This window comes from Pseudomonas sp. TE3728, from assembly GCF_056279145.1.
Map to the genome: position 1 here is coordinate 1,654,863 of NZ_JBWBQT010000001.1, position 15,113 is coordinate 1,669,975.

Consider the following 15,113-nt stretch of genomic DNA (forward strand, 5'->3'; position numbering starts at 1 on the left):
GGGAGCGAGCCTGCTCGCGATGGCGGAATGTCGGCCGACATCGATATTGAGTCTACTGGCCTCATCGCGAGCAGGCTCGCTCCCACAGGGAGTATTGGGTGTTTGGGGGATTGCGTGCGGTCAGGCGACTATGCCGATCACCCCTTCCCCGTGCATCTGCTGCAATAACGCCAACCCGTTGTCGATAAACTCCGGCGATCCAACCATCCCCGCCTCCACCGCCAACCCTTCTAGCTGCGCCCGGCCATCGAGCCGAGGAAATTCCCCGATCCGCTGCAACAACCGCCACGCCAAAGGGCTCAGTTCGGAAAACCGTACCCCCCAGTCCTCGCCCCGACGAACCAACAGCAACGTCGGCTGGGCCGGCGGCGAGTCCGGCCGGTAATCCGGCCCCACCAACTGCACCGGCCAGGCATACGCCAATGGCCAGGCCAGGGGCGAAACCTGCAACGGTCGATCCAGCAGCAACCCGGCATCGCTGGCCGGCAATGGCTCGGCTTCGGATTGTTGCAGCGCCATCTCGACCCACTCGTAATGCGCCAGCTCAACCATGAATGGCGGCCACGGTCCGTCGCTCAGCGCCTGTGGTTCAGAGGCCAGAAACTCGACAAACTCACGGGCGATCTCGCCGAATTTTGGCGTTTGAGCACGATAGGCCCGCAGGAAGATCCGCACCAGAGAACGCCACTCACCGTCACCCAGTCTTCACCAGCACCGGAAAAGTGCCGCTGAGCAACGACGACAGATTCGAAAACACCAGATCGCGATAAACCTGCACCCGTGCCACGTCCATCCCGGCGGGCGGCGCACAGTGGTCCGGGTCGCGCAGGTAGCGGGTCAATGTGTCTTGCTGCTGATACAGCGTCGGCTTATCCACGGTTCACCCCCTCACCTTGCAGGCGGCGAATGATCTGCAATTCAGTCACCAACTCAGAGAACGCCGGAAAGTTGAAATCCCGTTCCAGCAGCGTCGGTTGCACACCGAACCGCGCATAAGCGTCGGCCAGCAGCGACCAGACCACCGGTTTGACCGAGGTGCCATGGGTGTCGATCTTCAGTGTGTCGGACTCATCGAAATGCCCCGCCACATGCACGGCGACCACCCTCCCCGCGTCGATGCCGGCCAGAAACGCCTGCGGATCGAAGCCGTGATTGATCGAGTTGACGTAGACATTGTTGACGTCCAGCAACAGGTCGCAATCGGCTTCAAGCAACACCGCATTGGTGAAGGTCAGTTCATCCATGTCTTGCTGCGGCGCGGCGTAGTAGGAGACGTTTTCCACCGCCAGGCGCCGACCGAGAATGTCCTGTGCCTGGCGAATTCGGGCGGCAACGTGATGCACCGCTTCTTCGGTAAACGGCAATGGCAGCAGATCATAAAGATGCCCGTCATCGCTGCAGTAGCTCAGGTGTTCGCTGTACAGCGGCACTTTGTGGTGATCGAGGAAAACCCGCACCTCCTGCAGAAACCCGACGTCCAGCGGTGCCGGCCCGCCCAACGACAAGGACAAGCCGTGACAGGACAACGGATAGCGCTCGGCCAAGGCGCGAAATGTCGCGCCATGAGCGCCGCCGATGCCGATCCAGTTTTCCGGCGCGACTTCCAGAAAGTCGAAAGCGCCCACCGGGGCCGCTTGAAGGTCCTTCATCAAACCGCGGCGCAAGCCTAGCCCGACGCTCGTCTTCGCTGATGTGAGGGGAGTGTGCATGGTGTCGATCTCATCCTGGGATCCGGTCTCCAGCGTCTGAAAACTCAGTGCCGGCCGGCAGGCCCAGTCAAGCGCCGCAGTGTGTCGGGTCTGTGTTCACCAACGCCGCTCTTCTCAGGCCACTGTATCGGACAGGCAGTCAGATACAGTGGGATACACGAACTAGACTTATTGATTACCCCCGCAGGGGGCCAGGACGCCGTTATCGTCCTGTTCATTCCCACGATCACCGCCCAAAGGTGCATGCCTCGACAAACAATGCCTCTGGACCCTGATCCTGCTGAAGGAGCACACATGATGGACGAGGCCAGACTCAATGATTTCATGGGCAAACTGGTGAACGACATGGGTGGCGCGGCGATGCTCGCCAACGTCATCCTCGGCGAAGAGCTCGGCCTGTACCGGGCCATGGCCGACAGTCAGCCAGTCACCCCCGAAGCACTCGCCGAAAAGACCGGCTGCAACACCCGCCTGCTGCGTGAATGGCTCAGCGCCCACGCCGCTTCCGGTTACATGGAACACCACGACGGCCAGTTCCGCCTGCCTGAAGAGCAAGCCCTGGCGCTGGCAATCGAAGATTCACCGGTCTATGTGGCCGGCGGTGTCGGCGTGGTTGCATCGTTTTTCCATGACAAGGACAAACTGGTCAATGCCATGCGCGGCAACGGCGCCCTGCCTTGGGGCGATCACCATCCGTGCATGTTCAGCGGCACCGAACGGTTCTTCCGCCCTGGGTACAAAGCGCATTTGGTCAGCGAATGGCTGCCGGCCCTGGATGGAGTGGTCGCCAAACTGGAGGCCGGCGCCAAGGTAGCGGACATCGGCTGCGGCCACGGCGCCTCGACCGTAATCATGGCCCAGGCGTTTCCGAATTCACGGTTCGTCGGTTTCGATTACCACGCGCCTTCGGTCACCGTCGCCACCCAGCGCGCCGAAGAAGGTGGCGTGTCCGGCCGGGCGCGGTTCTTTCAGGGCACCGCCAAAAGCTATCCGGGCGACGACTATGACCTGGTCTGCTATTTCGACTGCCTGCACGATATGGGTGACCCGGTCGGCGCCGCAAAGCACGCCTATGAATCGCTCAAACCCGACGGCTCGGTGCTGCTGGTAGAACCTTTCGCCAACGACACGCTCGACGCCAACACCACTCCGGTGGGACGACTGTTCTACGCCGCCTCGACCTTTGTCTGCACACCCAACTCACTGTCCCAGGAGGTCGGCCTCGGGCTCGGCGCCCAGGCGGGTGAGGCACGGTTGCGCAAGGTCTTCACTGAGGCGGGGTTCACCCAGTTCCGGCGGGCCACCGAAACGCCATTCAACCTGATACTGGAGGCGCGTAAATAAACACCGCTGACTGCTGATCGTAGGAGCTGCCGAAGGCTGCGATCTTTTGATCTTGATTTGGCGATGTTGGAATCGCTGAAGATCAAAAGATCGCAGCCTTCGGCAGCTCCTACGGGACCGTGTTGGATTTCAGAGGGAGAGGCGTTCGCCAAGGTTTTCGGCCTTGAGAATATCGAACAACGCCTGCGCCGCCGCTGACAGTTCATGCCCCATCGTCAGCACCCCGATCGCCCGTTCCACCACCGGGTCGCGCAGGGTTATGCAACGCGCGCCCAGCTCGCGCATCTGCCCGGCGCACAAGGCCGGCACCGCACTGACGCCCAATCCGCTGGCGACCATCCGCCCGACCGTTGCCAACTGATGGCTTTCAAATTCCACCGGCAACTTCATGCCGCGCGTCTGTAAATGTTCTTCGAGCATCACCCGCACCGTCGATGGTCGCTGCAAGGTAATGAACGGCTCCTTGAGCAAGGTCTGCCAATCAATGTCGTCCAGCTCCGCCAGCGGTGAATCGAGGGGCACCACCGCCACAAACCGGTCGATGTACAACGGGGTAAATTCCAGCGACGAGCTCTGGGTCGGTTCAAACGCCACGCCCAATTCCACCTGACGGTCGCGAACCATTTCCAGCACCTGCTCGTTGATCACGTCGTTCACCGTGACGTTGACCTTGGGGTAACGCGCGCGAAAAGTCTTGAGGATCGGCGGCAGCAGGTTGCCGGCAAACGACGGCATAGCCGCCAGCGTCACGCGGCCGCGCTGGAGGGTGAAGCGTTGCCGCAGTTCATCCTCGGCATTGTCCCAGTCCGCGATCAATCGACGGGCCAGTGGCAGCAGCGATTCGCCTTCGGCGGTCAGTGCGACGTTGCGGGTATTGCGCGTGAACAGGCGCCCGCCCAAACCCTCCTCCAGCGCCTTGATGGTCAGGCTCAACGCCGACTGGGACAGGTGCAGCCGCTCGCACGCCACGGCAAAGCTCAAACTCTGGGCCACGGCCAGGAAGGCTCGGATCTGTTTGACGGTCATAACCACGGTCTCCAACGGTAAGCACATCCAATGTAGGAGCTGCCGAAGGCTGCGATCTTTTGATCTTGATCTTTTGCGATCTGGTGGCCGTCAAGAATCAAAATCAAAAGATCGCAGCCTGCGGCAGCTCCTACCGATTAGTGAGTTTTATCTATCAATCAACCTTAAAAATCAACTTAACAAATAAATCATCCAGCGAGACACTCCCTGCCCATCCGGCTAGCCAGCCGCCCACAAAGAATAAAAGAGGTGCATATGGCAGGGTTCGACAAGCGCGTGTATTCCTACGAAGAAGCGATGGCAGGTCTTGAAGACGGCATGACCGTGATCTCCGGCGGCTTCGGCCTGTGCGGGATTCCGGAAAACCTCATCGCCGAGATCCAGCACCGCGGCACACGTGATCTCACCGTGGTCTCCAACAACTGCGGCGTCGACGGTTTCGGCCTCGGTGTGCTGCTGGTGGACCGGCAGATCCGCAAGGTGGTGGCCTCCTACGTCGGCGAAAACGCGCTGTTCGAGAAGCAGCTGCTGAGCGGCGAAATCGAAGTCGTCCTGACCCCTCAAGGCACCCTCGCCGAGAAAATGCGCGCAGGCGGTGCCGGCATCCCGGCGTTCTTCACCGCCACTGGCGTCGGCACTCCGGTGGCCGACGGCAAGGAAGTCCGCGAATTCAAGGGCCGCCAGTACCTGATGGAAGAATCCATCACCGGTGACTTCGCCATCGTCAAAGGCTGGAAAGCCGACCATTTCGGAAACGTGGTCTATCGCCACACCGCCCAGAACTTCAACCCGCTGGCCGCCACCGCCGGCAAGATCACCGTGGTCGAAGTCGAAGAAATCGTCGAACCCGGCGAGCTGGACCCGTCGCAGATCCATACCCCTGGCATCTACGTCGACCGGGTCATTTGCGGCACGTTCGAGAAGCGCATCGAACAGCGCACCGTGCGTAAGTGATCCCCTGCCCCCGGACCGAATGAAGGAATAACAACAATGGCACTTTCCCGCGAACAAATGGCTCAGCGCGTCGCCCGCGAAATGCAGGACGGCTACTACGTGAACCTCGGCATCGGCATCCCGACCCTGGTCGCCAACTACATCCCTGAAGGCATGGAAGTCATGCTGCAATCGGAAAACGGCCTGCTCGGCATGGGCGCCTTTCCGACCGACGCCGAAGTCGACGCTGATATGATCAACGCCGGCAAGCAAACCGTGACTGCACGAATCGGCGCATCGATTTTCTCGTCCGCCGAATCGTTCGCGATGATCCGCGGCGGCCACATCGACCTGACCGTGCTGGGCGCGTTTGAAGTGGACGTCGAAGGCAACATCGCCTCCTGGATGATCCCCGGCAAACTGGTCAAGGGCATGGGCGGCGCGATGGACCTGGTGGCCGGTGCGGACAACATCATTGTCACCATGACCCACGCCTCCAAAGACGGCGAGTCGAAACTGCTGTCGCGTTGCAGCCTGCCGCTAACCGGCGCCGGTTGCATCAAGCGCGTGCTCACCGACCTGGCCTACCTGGAAATAAAGGACGGTGCGTTCATTCTCAAAGAGCGCGCGCCGGGCGTCAGCGTCGAGGAAATCGTCGCCAAGACCGCTGGTAAACTGATCGTGCCTGATCATGTCCCGGAAATGCAGTTCACTGCCCAGTGAGGAATCCTTCCATGCAAGAAGTCGTAATTGTTGCCGCCACTCGCACTGCCATCGGCAGCTTCCAGGGGGCGCTGGCCAATGTGTCCGCCGTTGACCTTGGTGCTGCGGTGATCCGCCAGTTGCTGGCGCAGACCGGGCTGGACCCGGCGCAGGTCGATGAAGTGATCATGGGCCAGGTATTGACTGCCGGTGCCGGGCAGAACCCTGCGCGTCAAGCCGCGATCAAGGCCGGCCTGCCCTTCGCCGTGCCGGCCATGACCCTGAACAAAGTCTGCGGCTCGGGCCTGAAAGCGCTGCATCTGGCGGCTCAGGCGATTCGCTGCGGCGATGCCGAAGTGATCATCGCCGGTGGCCAGGAAAACATGAGCCTGGCCAATTACGTCATGCCCGGCGCCCGCACCGGTTTGCGTATGGGTCACGCGCAGATCGTCGACACGATGATCAGCGACGGTTTGTGGGATGCGTTCAACGATTACCACATGGGCATCACCGCCGAGAATCTGGCCGAAAAATACAGCCTGACCCGTGAGCAACAGGACGCCTTCGCTGCCGCCTCCCAGCAAAAAGCCGTGGCTGCCATCGAAGCCGGGCGGTTTGCCGATGAGATCACGCCGATCCTGATCCCGCAGCGCAAGGGCGATCCGCTGTCCTTCGCCACCGATGAACAGCCTCGGGCCGGCACCACCGCCGACTCACTGGGCAAACTGAAAGCGGCCTTCAAGAAGGACGGTTCGGTGACTGCCGGCAACGCTTCTTCGCTGAACGACGGCGCCGCTGCAGTGATACTGATGAGTGCCGACAAAGCCAAGGCCCTCGGGTTGCCAGTGCTGGCGAAAATCGCCGCTTATGCCAACGCGGGCGTCGACCCGGCGATCATGGGCATCGGCCCGGTGTCGGCCACTCGCCGTTGCCTGGACAAGGCGGGTTGGTCCATCGGTCAACTGGACCTGATCGAAGCCAACGAAGCCTTCGCCGCGCAATCCCTGGCCGTGGCCAAAGACCTGGAATGGGATCTGAACAAGGTCAACGTCAATGGCGGCGCCATTGCCCTGGGCCATCCGATCGGTGCGTCAGGTTGCCGGGTACTGGTGACCTTGCTGCATGAAATGATCAAGCAGGACGCCAAAAAAGGCCTGGCCACCCTGTGCATCGGTGGTGGTCAGGGCGTGGCGCTGGCGATCGAACGGGCATAAAGCGTTCAACAGACTGCACGGGGACCCACGAAGAACCGCCGCAGCCTGGCAAAACACCCGGTGCGATTCACATCGCACCGGGTCCTCCACATCACTGAAGCCTGTGAAAGCCCTGTAGGAGCTGCCGAAGGCTGCGATCTTTTGATCTTGCTTTTGGGTTTTTTTGAGGCCGCAGAAGATCAAGATCAAAAGATCGCAGCCTTCGGCAGCTCCTACGGGGGATAGTCGTTGTGTCAGGCGAATTTCACCAGATTCAACGCGGGCAACGGTCCGCCCGGAAACTGCACCAGCCGCGCCCCGACACTCAGTTCGCCCAGATCGATTCCAAAGAACCCCAACCGCTCGATCAACGCAGCCACCTGTGCCTTGGCCTCGGCATCGTCACCAGAGAGAAACAGCACCCGCCGACCGCCCTCCGCTTTCGGATCGCTCTCAAGCAGATGCGCCTGTAGGTGATTGAACGCTTTGACGACCCGCGCACCGGGCACCCATTCGGCAAACACTTCGCTGGACGGACGTCCCTGCAAATCCACCGCTTTGAACGATGGCGCTTCAATCGAATTGTTCGCATCGATCACAATCCGCCCGCCGAAATCTGGCAGCCCGGCCAGTGCCGTCGGTAACTTCGACCAATTCACCGCGACCAAAACAATCGGCTGTGCAGCCGCTTCTTCACGGGTGCCGGCCCGCGCTGTCGGCCCGAGTTCTGCTACCAGTGAGGCCAGGGTTTGCGGGCCACGGCTGTTGGCGATGACGACTTCGATACCCTGACGGGACAGTGCTTTGGCGAAGGCTGTGCCGATGGCGCCAGCGCCGATGATTCCGATTGTGCTCATGGTGTTCACTCCGTGGTGGGTTGATGGAGTGAATACTGCACTTGCCATTACGACTTGATTAGACGGTAATGACTTGAATTATCTTCAAGCATTACTATCAGGCGTCTGAAATGGAAACCCTCGCCAACCTCGAATCTTTCGTGCGCAGCGCCGAAACCGGTAGCTTCTCCGCCGCCGCGCGGCTGCTCGCACTGACACCCGCCGCTGTCAGCCGCAACGTGGCGATGCTCGAACGCAACATCGGTGTGCGGCTATTCCAGCGCTCGACCCGCAAGTTGTCACTGACCGAAGCCGGGGAGCGTTTTCTGGCGAGTATCAGCGGCAATCTGCACGCGTTGCAGGCGGCGATCAGTGCGGTGAGCAGTGATCGCGGGGAGCCGGCGGGCGTGCTCAAGGTCAGCCTGGCGCCGACTTTTGGCATCGGCCATGTATTGCCATTGTTGCCGGAATTTCTGGCGCGCTATCCGCTGATTCGCCCTGAGTGGCACTTCGAAAACCGCCAGGTGGACCTGATCGCCGAAGGCTATGACGCGGCCATCGGTGGTGGTTTCGAATTGACGCCCGGGGTCGTCTCGCGGACGTTGGCGGCGGCGCATGTGGTGGCAGTGGCTTCACCGGCGTACATGGCCGGACGCACACCGCCCGACAACCCGACGGATCTGGCGCGATACAACGGGATTGTGATGCGCGGCGTGCGCACCGGGCGAGTGCGTCACTGGGTCATGCAGGATGGCGCGGGCAATGAAGCAAGTGCCGAGCTCAGTGAAAACATCGTGCTCAATGACCCGGCCGCCATGCGTGAAGCAGCCCTGCTCGGCCTCGGAGTAACGCTGCTGGTGTTGCCCGATGTCGCCGCCAATATTGAGCGAGGTGAACTGGTGCGCTTGTTGCCGGGCTGGCATGCCGACGCGGGGCCGATCTCGTTGTATTACCCGAGCCGCACGTTGATGCCGGCCAAGACCCGGGTGTTTATCGATTATCTGGTCGAGGTGTTTGAGCGGGGGTGAAAATCAAAAGATCGCAGCCTTCGGCAGCTCCTACAGGAGTATGCATCCCCATGTAGGAGCTGCCGAAGGCTGCGATCTTTTAACGATTCACACCACAAACTGAAAAATCAACCAGTTGTTCGCCCCGCTGAAACACCCGGTCGATTCACAAACGACCCCCTGAGCAATCCATCGCCCGCAATGCTAACGTGGCCGGCTCACACCGAATGGAGACGCGTGCGTGCTGATGCTCAAACTGCTGGTAATTCCAGGGTTTCTCTTGCTGATTTCCCTGGCCGGTAAACGCTGGGGCCCAAGCGTGGCCGGTTGGCTGTCGGGGTTGCCGGTGGTGGTGGGGCCGATTCTGTTCTTCCTCGCCATTGAGCAGGGCCAGCTGTTCGCTGCTCAGGCGGCGACGGCGGCGCTGTCGGCAATGTTCGCCATGATTGCCTTCTGCGTGACCTACGCTCAGGTTGCACAATGCTTGAGCTGGCCGTGGGCACTGACGATTTCGCTGTTGGTCTGGGCCTTGGCGGCTATTGTGCTGTCGCTGATTCCGCCATCTCTGGAGTTCTCGGTGATCGCGGCCGCCACCGCATTACTGGCCGCGCCGTACCTGTTTCCCTCGGTGCAACTTATCGTTTCAGGCCCGACGCCGAAGTCCGACAAACTGCTGCTGCGCATGATGGCCGGCGCCCTGCTCACATTGGCTGTGACGTTGCTGGCCAGCACCGTCGGCGAACGCTGGAGCGGGTTGCTCGCGGTATTCCCGGTGCTGGGCAGTGTGATGGCGGTGTTTTCCCAGCAGACTCGTGGGCCTGCTTTTACTGCGGCGTTGCTCAGGGCGACGGCGACGGGGATGTATTCGTTTGCGGCGTTTTGTCTGGTGCTGGCGCTTGCGCTGCCGCAGTTTGGGTGGCAGGGGTTTGTTTTGGGCGTGGGAGTATCGATGGGAATGTTGTTGATCACGAAACGCTTGCTTTTGCGATCTGGAAACAATGCACCAGGAACACGAAAGCTGCGCAAGATGAATGGATAGCCTTGGCTTTTCAGCGGTTAGACATCACGCCGGCAAAAACCGCAGGCATTACGGCATGATGCGTCCCGTCCTTTCCCCATGAAGAGGCCGGGTGGCACAGAGTTCGGTGACTCAGGCATGATGCGAACTTCAGCCAACGGAGAGGCGTAATGAGCAGCAACGATAGCCCATCGGTTTCACTGGCCCTGCGTTCGTATTCGGGTCAGGTCGAGCTGCATGATCACGACTTCCATCAAGTCGTGCTACCGCAGTCCGGCGCCATGGACATCGAGGTTGACGGCCAGGGCGGCAAAGTCGACTGGAGCCAGGGAGTGGTGATTCCCGCCGGTGCGCGTCATGCGTTTCTGGCGCAGAAGGCTAATACCTTTTTGGTGCTCGACGTGCCAGCGGCGCCTTTCGGCGGGCAGCAGAATATCGATTTGTCGAGCAGACTGCTGGTCGACAAACTCTTCTTCCCGGTGCGCCCGGAAATCCGCCATTTGCTCGATTACGCCGCCCGCAGCGCGCCGATGCTGATCAGCTCGCCTCAGGTGGCCGAATCCTGGAGCACGTTGCTGTTGTCCTCTCTGACGCTGCCCTCCAGAAACATCCCCGATCACAGCCAGTTCACGCTCGCCCGGGCCCTGGCCTGTATCGAAAGCAACCTGGACAGCGCGCTCACCGCCACGGACATCGCGCGGGTGGCCGGAACCAGCGAACGGCGCCTCTACGTGTTGTTCGATCAGCACTTGAAGACCACACCTTTCGCGCACATTGCGAGCTTGCGCCTGAACAGAGCCATCGAGCTGCTTTGCGAGACCGCGCTGTCGATCACCGAAATCGCTCATCGGGTCGGCTATGCCGATCAGAGTGCCCTCACCCATGCGCTGAAAAAGCACCGTGACCTCACCCCGGCCGCCGTCCGCAGAAGTTCACGCTTGGCGTGAATCCGGCAGGCCTGAACAAATCTTCAGCAGTTTCCGTCAATACCCTCCCCACCAGACCTTTCTATCATCGCCTCACTGACATGAAGAATCAGACGAGGCACAGATGAGCGAAGCGACGCAGACAACCAAAACACTTGGGTCCGCCAAGACCGCGACATCCGCCACTGCCGTCGGTGTGATCGCAGTGTTTCTATGGTCCTGCCTGGCGTTATTGACCACCCTTACTGAAGGCATTCCCCCCTTTCAGTTGCTGACCCTGAGCTTCGGCGTCGCGTTTGTGGCGAGTCTGTGCATTCTCGGGCGACGCGGTGTGGCAGGGTTTCGCAGCTGGAACCAGCCCTGGTCGGTCTGGGCGGTCGGTTTTCTCGGGATCTTCGCCTACCACGCGCTGTATTTTTTCGCCCTCAAAGCCGCTCCAGCCGCCGAGGCCAGCCTGATCGCCTACTTGTGGCCGCTGCTGATTGTGCTGCTCTCGGCCTTCACCGCCGGTGAACAGCTACGCAAACGCCAACTGCTCGGTGCGCTGCTGGGGCTGGCCGGGACCGCATTCATCATGCAGCAGCGTGCTTCGGCGGAAGTCGCCGACATGCCGGTGGCCGGCTACCTGGCCGCGTTCGCCTGCGCGTTGGTCTGGTCGTCCTACTCGGTCATCAACCGGCGCTTCAACGAAGTGCCAAGCAGCATCATCGGCGGCATCTGCGGCCTGGTCGCGGTGGCAGGTCTGGTCTGTCATCTGGCGTTTGAGACCTCGGTCACCCCCGACTCCGGCCAATGGGCGGCCATCGTCGGCCTCGGCCTAGGGCCAGTGGGGCTGGCGTTTTTTGCCTGGGATCACGCGACCAAGCACGGCAGCCTGTCGATGCTCGGCGCACTGTCGTACCTCGCGCCACTGATCTCGACCCTGCTGTTGGTGGCCATCGGGCAAAGCCATGCCAGCCCGTTCCTGATTATTCCCGCCCTGCTGATTATCGTCGGCGCCGTTATCGCAACCTCGCGAACAGGTCAGCCCAAAGCCTGACATCAATGTTGTAAAGGAGCTGTGGAGATGGACCTGATTGCCTCTGAAGGAACAGTAAGGATTGAACGCGACCTGCCACGTTTTAGCGTGGCCCCCAATCGACCTGCACTCCAGCACCTGGGGCTGCCTTCACTGAAATCGAGCCGCAGCGGCATTCGCCGTCGTGCCAACGGCGAAGCCCCGCGAGTGCTGCTATTCGTGCCACCCTACACACGGTTGATCGAACCGGTGCCGCTGGGCAGCGCGTTTGCCGATATCGGCATCGACACGTTCGAAGTCATGAAGCGCGCGGGTACGCCCATCGGCCTGTTGCGCATCGCCACGGTGGCCAGGCGTGCCGGTTACGACGTGCAAATTGTCGATGCGCCGTTCGCCGGCTGGTCTCAGGAACAGACACTGGTGGCAGTCGATCAGGGCCACTTGATCCGCTATGGCCTCACCGACGCGCAGATGCGCAAGATCATCGAAGACGCCCAGCCGGACATCGTCGGCATCCAGTGCAACTACACCGTGCAGTGGGGCAACGCACGGGCGCTGGCCGATCTGGTGAAATCCATCGACCCCGACTTGCTGCTGGTCACCGGTGGCGCGCATTCGAGCGGCGACTGGCAGAACGTCTTGCTCGACTCGCCCTTCGATTTCACGCTGATCAACGAAGCCGATCGTGCCTTCACCCTGTTGCTCGACGCCCTCACCCATGACGCCGGCAATGTTGACGCGGTACCGGGTATTGCCTACCGCAACTACCGCGGCCAGTTGGTTCGCCCGACACGCAAATCCAGCTACTTGAGCATTGTCCCGGCCCGGCAGGATCTGGAAGAGCGTCTGGGTGTGATGCCGCTGCCGGACTTCAGTTTCCTCGATATGAACAACTATCTGCAGCCTTATCACTCCTCCGGGGCCAGGGTGCGCAAGAACGGGGCCTGGGCACAGATCTTTTCCACCATCGGCTGCAACGTCAATTGCAACTTTTGCTACATCCCCAAGATCAACGGCCCCTGGCGGGCACTTGGGCTGGACTGGTTTGACCTGCACCTGGCCGACCTGGTCAAACAGGGCGTGACTGAAGTGCTGATCGAAGACGATCACCTGATGCACGACCCGCTGTACGCCATGGAAGTCGGCAAATTATTGAAGAAACACAACCTGCCCTGGGTCGAGGAAGGTGGTCTGAGCTTGTTCAATCTGGTGCTGTTGCACAAGGGCGAGCAATTTCTAGCCGAACTCGACGAACAGGAACTCAAAAGCCCCCATTACCGCAATGTCATCGCGGCCATTCGCGGCGGGCTAACGGCAAAGGCATTCATCCGGTCAATCGCCGAGAACGGCTGCTACAACATTTATCTGGCAGTGGAGAGTGCCAACGAAGAAAGCCTGGTGAACTCCAACAAGTCACGCTTCAACGCCATCCAGCAGGCAACCTTCGAAATCATTCAAATGTTTACCGAATGCGGGATTCAGGTCACCGGTGGGTTCATGCTCGGTTTCGTCAACCCGCCTGCTTCGGCCGGTGAGCAACCGTTCATTGAAAGCCTGGGGCAGATCAGTAATACCATCGACTACGCCGTCAACCTGATGGGCGCAGGTATGGCTTATGCCAATCCCTTTATCGTCACGCCGATTCCGGGCACTGAAATGTGGGAATACCAGCAACAATACGTAGTCCGCCACTACGACAACGGCTGGTCTCATGAAAAAGCCACCATGGCCACGGAGAAGTGGAGCGCCGAAGACATCGAAAAAGCCCGCATGGAACTGCTGGTGCGCGCCAACGGTGCCGATCGGGTCAGGGAGATGGTGCGGCGTGGGACGTGGCCGGTGGATGCTTGAGAGAGCGCTTGCCCCCTCGCCACAACCAACTCATTCGCCAGTACTGCGTAACCAGTCAGCACATTCGCGCTGGAGTGCTTCCTGACCTCCATGGGATGATCGCCGTCAAAGCGCGGATCATCCCCTGGAGAGTTTGAATGTCATTGTTGAGTAAAAAAGCCGTTGTTCTGCTGCTGATGGCGGCTACCAGCCTGGGTGCCTTGAATGCGCAGGCGGCCAAGGCCACTGCCGGCGACAAAGCGCCGGCCCAGAAGGTCTCGATGCTCGGCGGCAAGTTCATCTTCACCCTGCCCAAGGGTTTCATCGCCAACCCGCTGCCAGCCGGCGATGCGGCCACCGGCACTGCTGGGGCGACGGGTACGATGTACACCAACCAGGCCACCAAAACAGTGGTGATCGCCGCTGAAAACACCATCCCCGGCGGCGTCAACGTCAAGGACAACGACGGTGAATTCCTCGACACCACCGTGTCCGCGTTCGCCACCGAGCAACGCAACGCCTTGCCGGATTTCAACAAAACCAGCGAAAAAAGCCTGACCCAGAAAGGCACGGGCCTGGGCCTTCGGCAGATCGACAGCACCGCCACCCAGGGCGGCGGCATGACGCTGGACAGCACGTTGATGGCTGCTTCCGGCACGCGCATGGCCATCGTTCAGATCATTTCCCGCCCCAACGACAAAACCGGTCACGAAACGCTGGTGAAACAAATCGTCAGCGGCAAATAAACCCGACCGACTCAGGGATTGAGCCGCTGCAACCAGGCGTTCAAATCCTTCACCTCGGTGGCGCTGATGCTGTGACCGACACCCGGATAGGCATGAAACTCGGGCTTGAGTGACAGGCGCTGCAACAGGCTGTCGGCCTCAGTACCGTCGTTGTAGGGCAGGAGTGTGTCGGCGGTGCCATGACCGATGAAAATCGCCAGCTGCTGGCGCTTTTCATACGGTTTGAGCTCGGATCTGAGCACCGGCAGAACGCGCCCGCTCAGTGCCGCAATTCCACCCACTGCGTTGGGATGACGCAACGCGACCTCGTAGGAAATCATCGCGCCCTGGCTGAAACCCACCAGGAATACCTTGTCCGCTTCGGTGTGATATTTCTTCGCCGCTTGTGCGACAAAATCCCTCAACACCTGGCCGCTGGCCTTCAGGTCGGCCGTCTCACCGTCGTAGGCGCCCTCGCCCTTCTGGCGAAACCACTGGTAACTGCCCTCCTCCAACGTCATCGGCGCCCGCACCGACAGGTAGTTGTACTGGGGCGGCAATTGATCCTTGATGTCGAACAGGTCCTGCTCGTTACTGCCGTAACCGTGCAGGAAAATCACCAGACGCTGGTTGCGGGATTCAGAGTCGGCCTGCTCCAGGTACTTGAGCGGCAGATCGGTGTGCAGTGGGGTTTGAGCGTGGACGGCGGTGGACGCCAGGAGCGTGAGCAGAGCAAGCAACTTCAACATAAACCTTCCTTCACAGCGCGCAGGATTCGGGGCAAAGCCTAACATCTCTTCCTGCCGATGCACTGTCTCCCACCGATGCACCGTTCCCCCAGGTAGG

Annotated in this window: 14 protein-coding genes and 1 pseudogene; 10 read left to right on the plus strand and 5 right to left on the minus strand. The window is 60.6% G+C overall.

All coding sequences use genetic code 11. The annotated features are described in order from the left end of the window. Nucleotides 1-120: 120 nt before the first annotated feature. Nucleotides 121-877, minus strand: a pseudogene (locus ACZ89R_RS06865) (HvfC family RiPP maturation protein). Beyond that, nucleotides 870-1,709 (minus strand): HvfB family MNIO-type RiPP peptide maturase, encoded by an 840-nt coding sequence (locus tag ACZ89R_RS06870; protein ID WP_429546262.1) that lies wholly within the window; start codon nucleotides 1,707-1,709, stop codon nucleotides 870-872. Before ACZ89R_RS06870 ends, ACZ89R_RS06865 begins: the two are co-directional and overlap by 8 nt. Nucleotides 1,710-2,006: 297 nt before the next feature. On the opposite strand from ACZ89R_RS06870, the gene ACZ89R_RS06875 reads away from it, so the two are divergent. Next, nucleotides 2,007-3,053, plus strand: a complete 1,047-nt coding sequence (locus ACZ89R_RS06875) for a class I SAM-dependent methyltransferase (protein WP_123499723.1) — start codon at nucleotides 2,007-2,009, stop codon at nucleotides 3,051-3,053. Nucleotides 3,054-3,182: 129 nt separating this feature from the next. On the opposite strand, the gene ACZ89R_RS06880 is transcribed toward ACZ89R_RS06875, so the two are convergent. Beyond that, on the minus strand, nucleotides 3,183-4,079 hold the full coding sequence (locus tag ACZ89R_RS06880; RefSeq protein ID WP_429546261.1) for a LysR family transcriptional regulator: 897 nt from the start codon (nucleotides 4,077-4,079) through the stop codon (nucleotides 3,183-3,185). 255 nt (nucleotides 4,080-4,334) lie between these two features. Between ACZ89R_RS06880 and ACZ89R_RS06885 the strand changes: the two genes are divergently transcribed. Genes ACZ89R_RS06885 through ACZ89R_RS06895 form a run of 3 tightly spaced genes read left to right on the plus strand, consistent with a single transcriptional unit; the run spans nucleotide 4,335 to nucleotide 6,928 of the window. Beyond that, nucleotides 4,335-5,033: a CoA transferase subunit A gene (locus ACZ89R_RS06885; protein ID WP_007896014.1), complete on the plus strand. Its 699-nt coding sequence runs from the start codon at nucleotides 4,335-4,337 to the stop codon at nucleotides 5,031-5,033. Nucleotides 5,034-5,069: 36 nt separating this feature from the next. Then, the gene (locus ACZ89R_RS06890) at nucleotides 5,070-5,735 is read left to right on the plus strand and encodes a CoA transferase subunit B (protein WP_123499651.1); all 666 of its coding nucleotides are present in this window, start codon (nucleotides 5,070-5,072) and stop codon (nucleotides 5,733-5,735) included. Nucleotides 5,736-5,746: 11 nt separating this feature from the next. Continuing rightward, entirely contained in the window at nucleotides 5,747-6,928 is a 1,182-nt protein-coding gene (locus tag ACZ89R_RS06895; RefSeq protein WP_429546260.1) for an acetyl-CoA C-acetyltransferase, read from the plus strand. A gap of 233 nt (nucleotides 6,929-7,161) precedes the next feature. On the opposite strand, the gene ACZ89R_RS06900 is transcribed toward ACZ89R_RS06895, so the two are convergent. Further along, the gene (locus ACZ89R_RS06900; RefSeq protein ID WP_429546259.1) at nucleotides 7,162-7,764 is read right to left on the minus strand and encodes an NADPH-dependent F420 reductase; all 603 of its coding nucleotides are present in this window, start codon (nucleotides 7,762-7,764) and stop codon (nucleotides 7,162-7,164) included. Nucleotides 7,765-7,874: 110 nt separating this feature from the next. Between ACZ89R_RS06900 and ACZ89R_RS06905 the strand changes: the two genes are divergently transcribed. The 6 genes from ACZ89R_RS06905 (at nucleotide 7,875) to ACZ89R_RS06930 (ending at nucleotide 14,288) form a co-directional block, all read left to right on the plus strand. After that, entirely contained in the window at nucleotides 7,875-8,771 is an 897-nt protein-coding gene (locus tag ACZ89R_RS06905; protein ID WP_429546258.1) for a LysR family transcriptional regulator, read from the plus strand. 220 nt (nucleotides 8,772-8,991) lie between these two features. After that, the gene (locus ACZ89R_RS06910; protein WP_429546257.1) at nucleotides 8,992-9,789 is read left to right on the plus strand and encodes a hypothetical protein; all 798 of its coding nucleotides are present in this window, start codon (nucleotides 8,992-8,994) and stop codon (nucleotides 9,787-9,789) included. A 149-nt stretch (nucleotides 9,790-9,938) separates the two neighbouring features. Beyond that, nucleotides 9,939-10,715, plus strand: a complete 777-nt coding sequence (locus ACZ89R_RS06915; RefSeq protein ID WP_429546256.1) for a helix-turn-helix domain-containing protein — start codon at nucleotides 9,939-9,941, stop codon at nucleotides 10,713-10,715. A 103-nt stretch (nucleotides 10,716-10,818) separates the two neighbouring features. Next, nucleotides 10,819-11,733: an aromatic amino acid exporter YddG gene (yddG, locus tag ACZ89R_RS06920; RefSeq protein WP_063340282.1), complete on the plus strand. Its 915-nt coding sequence runs from the start codon at nucleotides 10,819-10,821 to the stop codon at nucleotides 11,731-11,733. Between the two features lie 27 nt (nucleotides 11,734-11,760). Then, nucleotides 11,761-13,563 (plus strand): B12-binding domain-containing radical SAM protein, encoded by a 1,803-nt coding sequence (locus ACZ89R_RS06925; protein WP_429546255.1) that lies wholly within the window; start codon nucleotides 11,761-11,763, stop codon nucleotides 13,561-13,563. Between the two features lie 137 nt (nucleotides 13,564-13,700). Further along, the gene (locus tag ACZ89R_RS06930; RefSeq protein ID WP_429546254.1) at nucleotides 13,701-14,288 is read left to right on the plus strand and encodes a DcrB/PsbP domain-containing protein; all 588 of its coding nucleotides are present in this window, start codon (nucleotides 13,701-13,703) and stop codon (nucleotides 14,286-14,288) included. Nucleotides 14,289-14,299: 11 nt separating this feature from the next. On the opposite strand, the gene ACZ89R_RS06935 is transcribed toward ACZ89R_RS06930, so the two are convergent. Continuing rightward, nucleotides 14,300-15,016 carry an alpha/beta hydrolase gene (locus ACZ89R_RS06935; RefSeq protein ID WP_429546253.1) on the minus strand — a complete coding sequence of 239 codons (717 nt, stop codon included), beginning with the start codon at nucleotides 15,014-15,016 and terminating at the stop codon, nucleotides 14,300-14,302. Between the last annotated feature and the right edge of the window lie 97 nt (nucleotides 15,017-15,113).

Excerpts from the sequence above, each read along its gene's own strand:
- ACZ89R_RS06870 (WP_429546262.1), bottom strand. The coding sequence starts at position 1,709 with ATGCACACTCCCCTCACATCAGCGAAGACGAGCGTCGGGCTAGGCTTG.
- ACZ89R_RS06875 (WP_123499723.1), top strand. The coding sequence starts at position 2,007 with ATGGACGAGGCCAGACTCAATGATTTCATGGGCAAACTGGTGAACGAC.
- ACZ89R_RS06880 (WP_429546261.1), bottom strand. The coding sequence starts at position 4,079 with ATGACCGTCAAACAGATCCGAGCCTTCCTGGCCGTGGCCCAGAGTTTG.
- ACZ89R_RS06885 (WP_007896014.1), top strand. The coding sequence starts at position 4,335 with ATGGCAGGGTTCGACAAGCGCGTGTATTCCTACGAAGAAGCGATGGCA.
- ACZ89R_RS06890 (WP_123499651.1), top strand. The coding sequence starts at position 5,070 with ATGGCACTTTCCCGCGAACAAATGGCTCAGCGCGTCGCCCGCGAAATG.
- ACZ89R_RS06895 (WP_429546260.1), top strand. The coding sequence starts at position 5,747 with ATGCAAGAAGTCGTAATTGTTGCCGCCACTCGCACTGCCATCGGCAGC.
- ACZ89R_RS06900 (WP_429546259.1), bottom strand. The coding sequence starts at position 7,764 with ATGAGCACAATCGGAATCATCGGCGCTGGCGCCATCGGCACAGCCTTC.
- ACZ89R_RS06905 (WP_429546258.1), top strand. The coding sequence starts at position 7,875 with ATGGAAACCCTCGCCAACCTCGAATCTTTCGTGCGCAGCGCCGAAACC.
- ACZ89R_RS06915 (WP_429546256.1), top strand. The coding sequence starts at position 9,939 with ATGAGCAGCAACGATAGCCCATCGGTTTCACTGGCCCTGCGTTCGTAT.
- yddG (WP_063340282.1), top strand. The coding sequence starts at position 10,819 with ATGAGCGAAGCGACGCAGACAACCAAAACACTTGGGTCCGCCAAGACC.
- ACZ89R_RS06925 (WP_429546255.1), top strand. The coding sequence starts at position 11,761 with ATGGACCTGATTGCCTCTGAAGGAACAGTAAGGATTGAACGCGACCTG.
- ACZ89R_RS06930 (WP_429546254.1), top strand. The coding sequence starts at position 13,701 with ATGTCATTGTTGAGTAAAAAAGCCGTTGTTCTGCTGCTGATGGCGGCT.
- ACZ89R_RS06935 (WP_429546253.1), bottom strand. The coding sequence starts at position 15,016 with ATGTTGAAGTTGCTTGCTCTGCTCACGCTCCTGGCGTCCACCGCCGTC.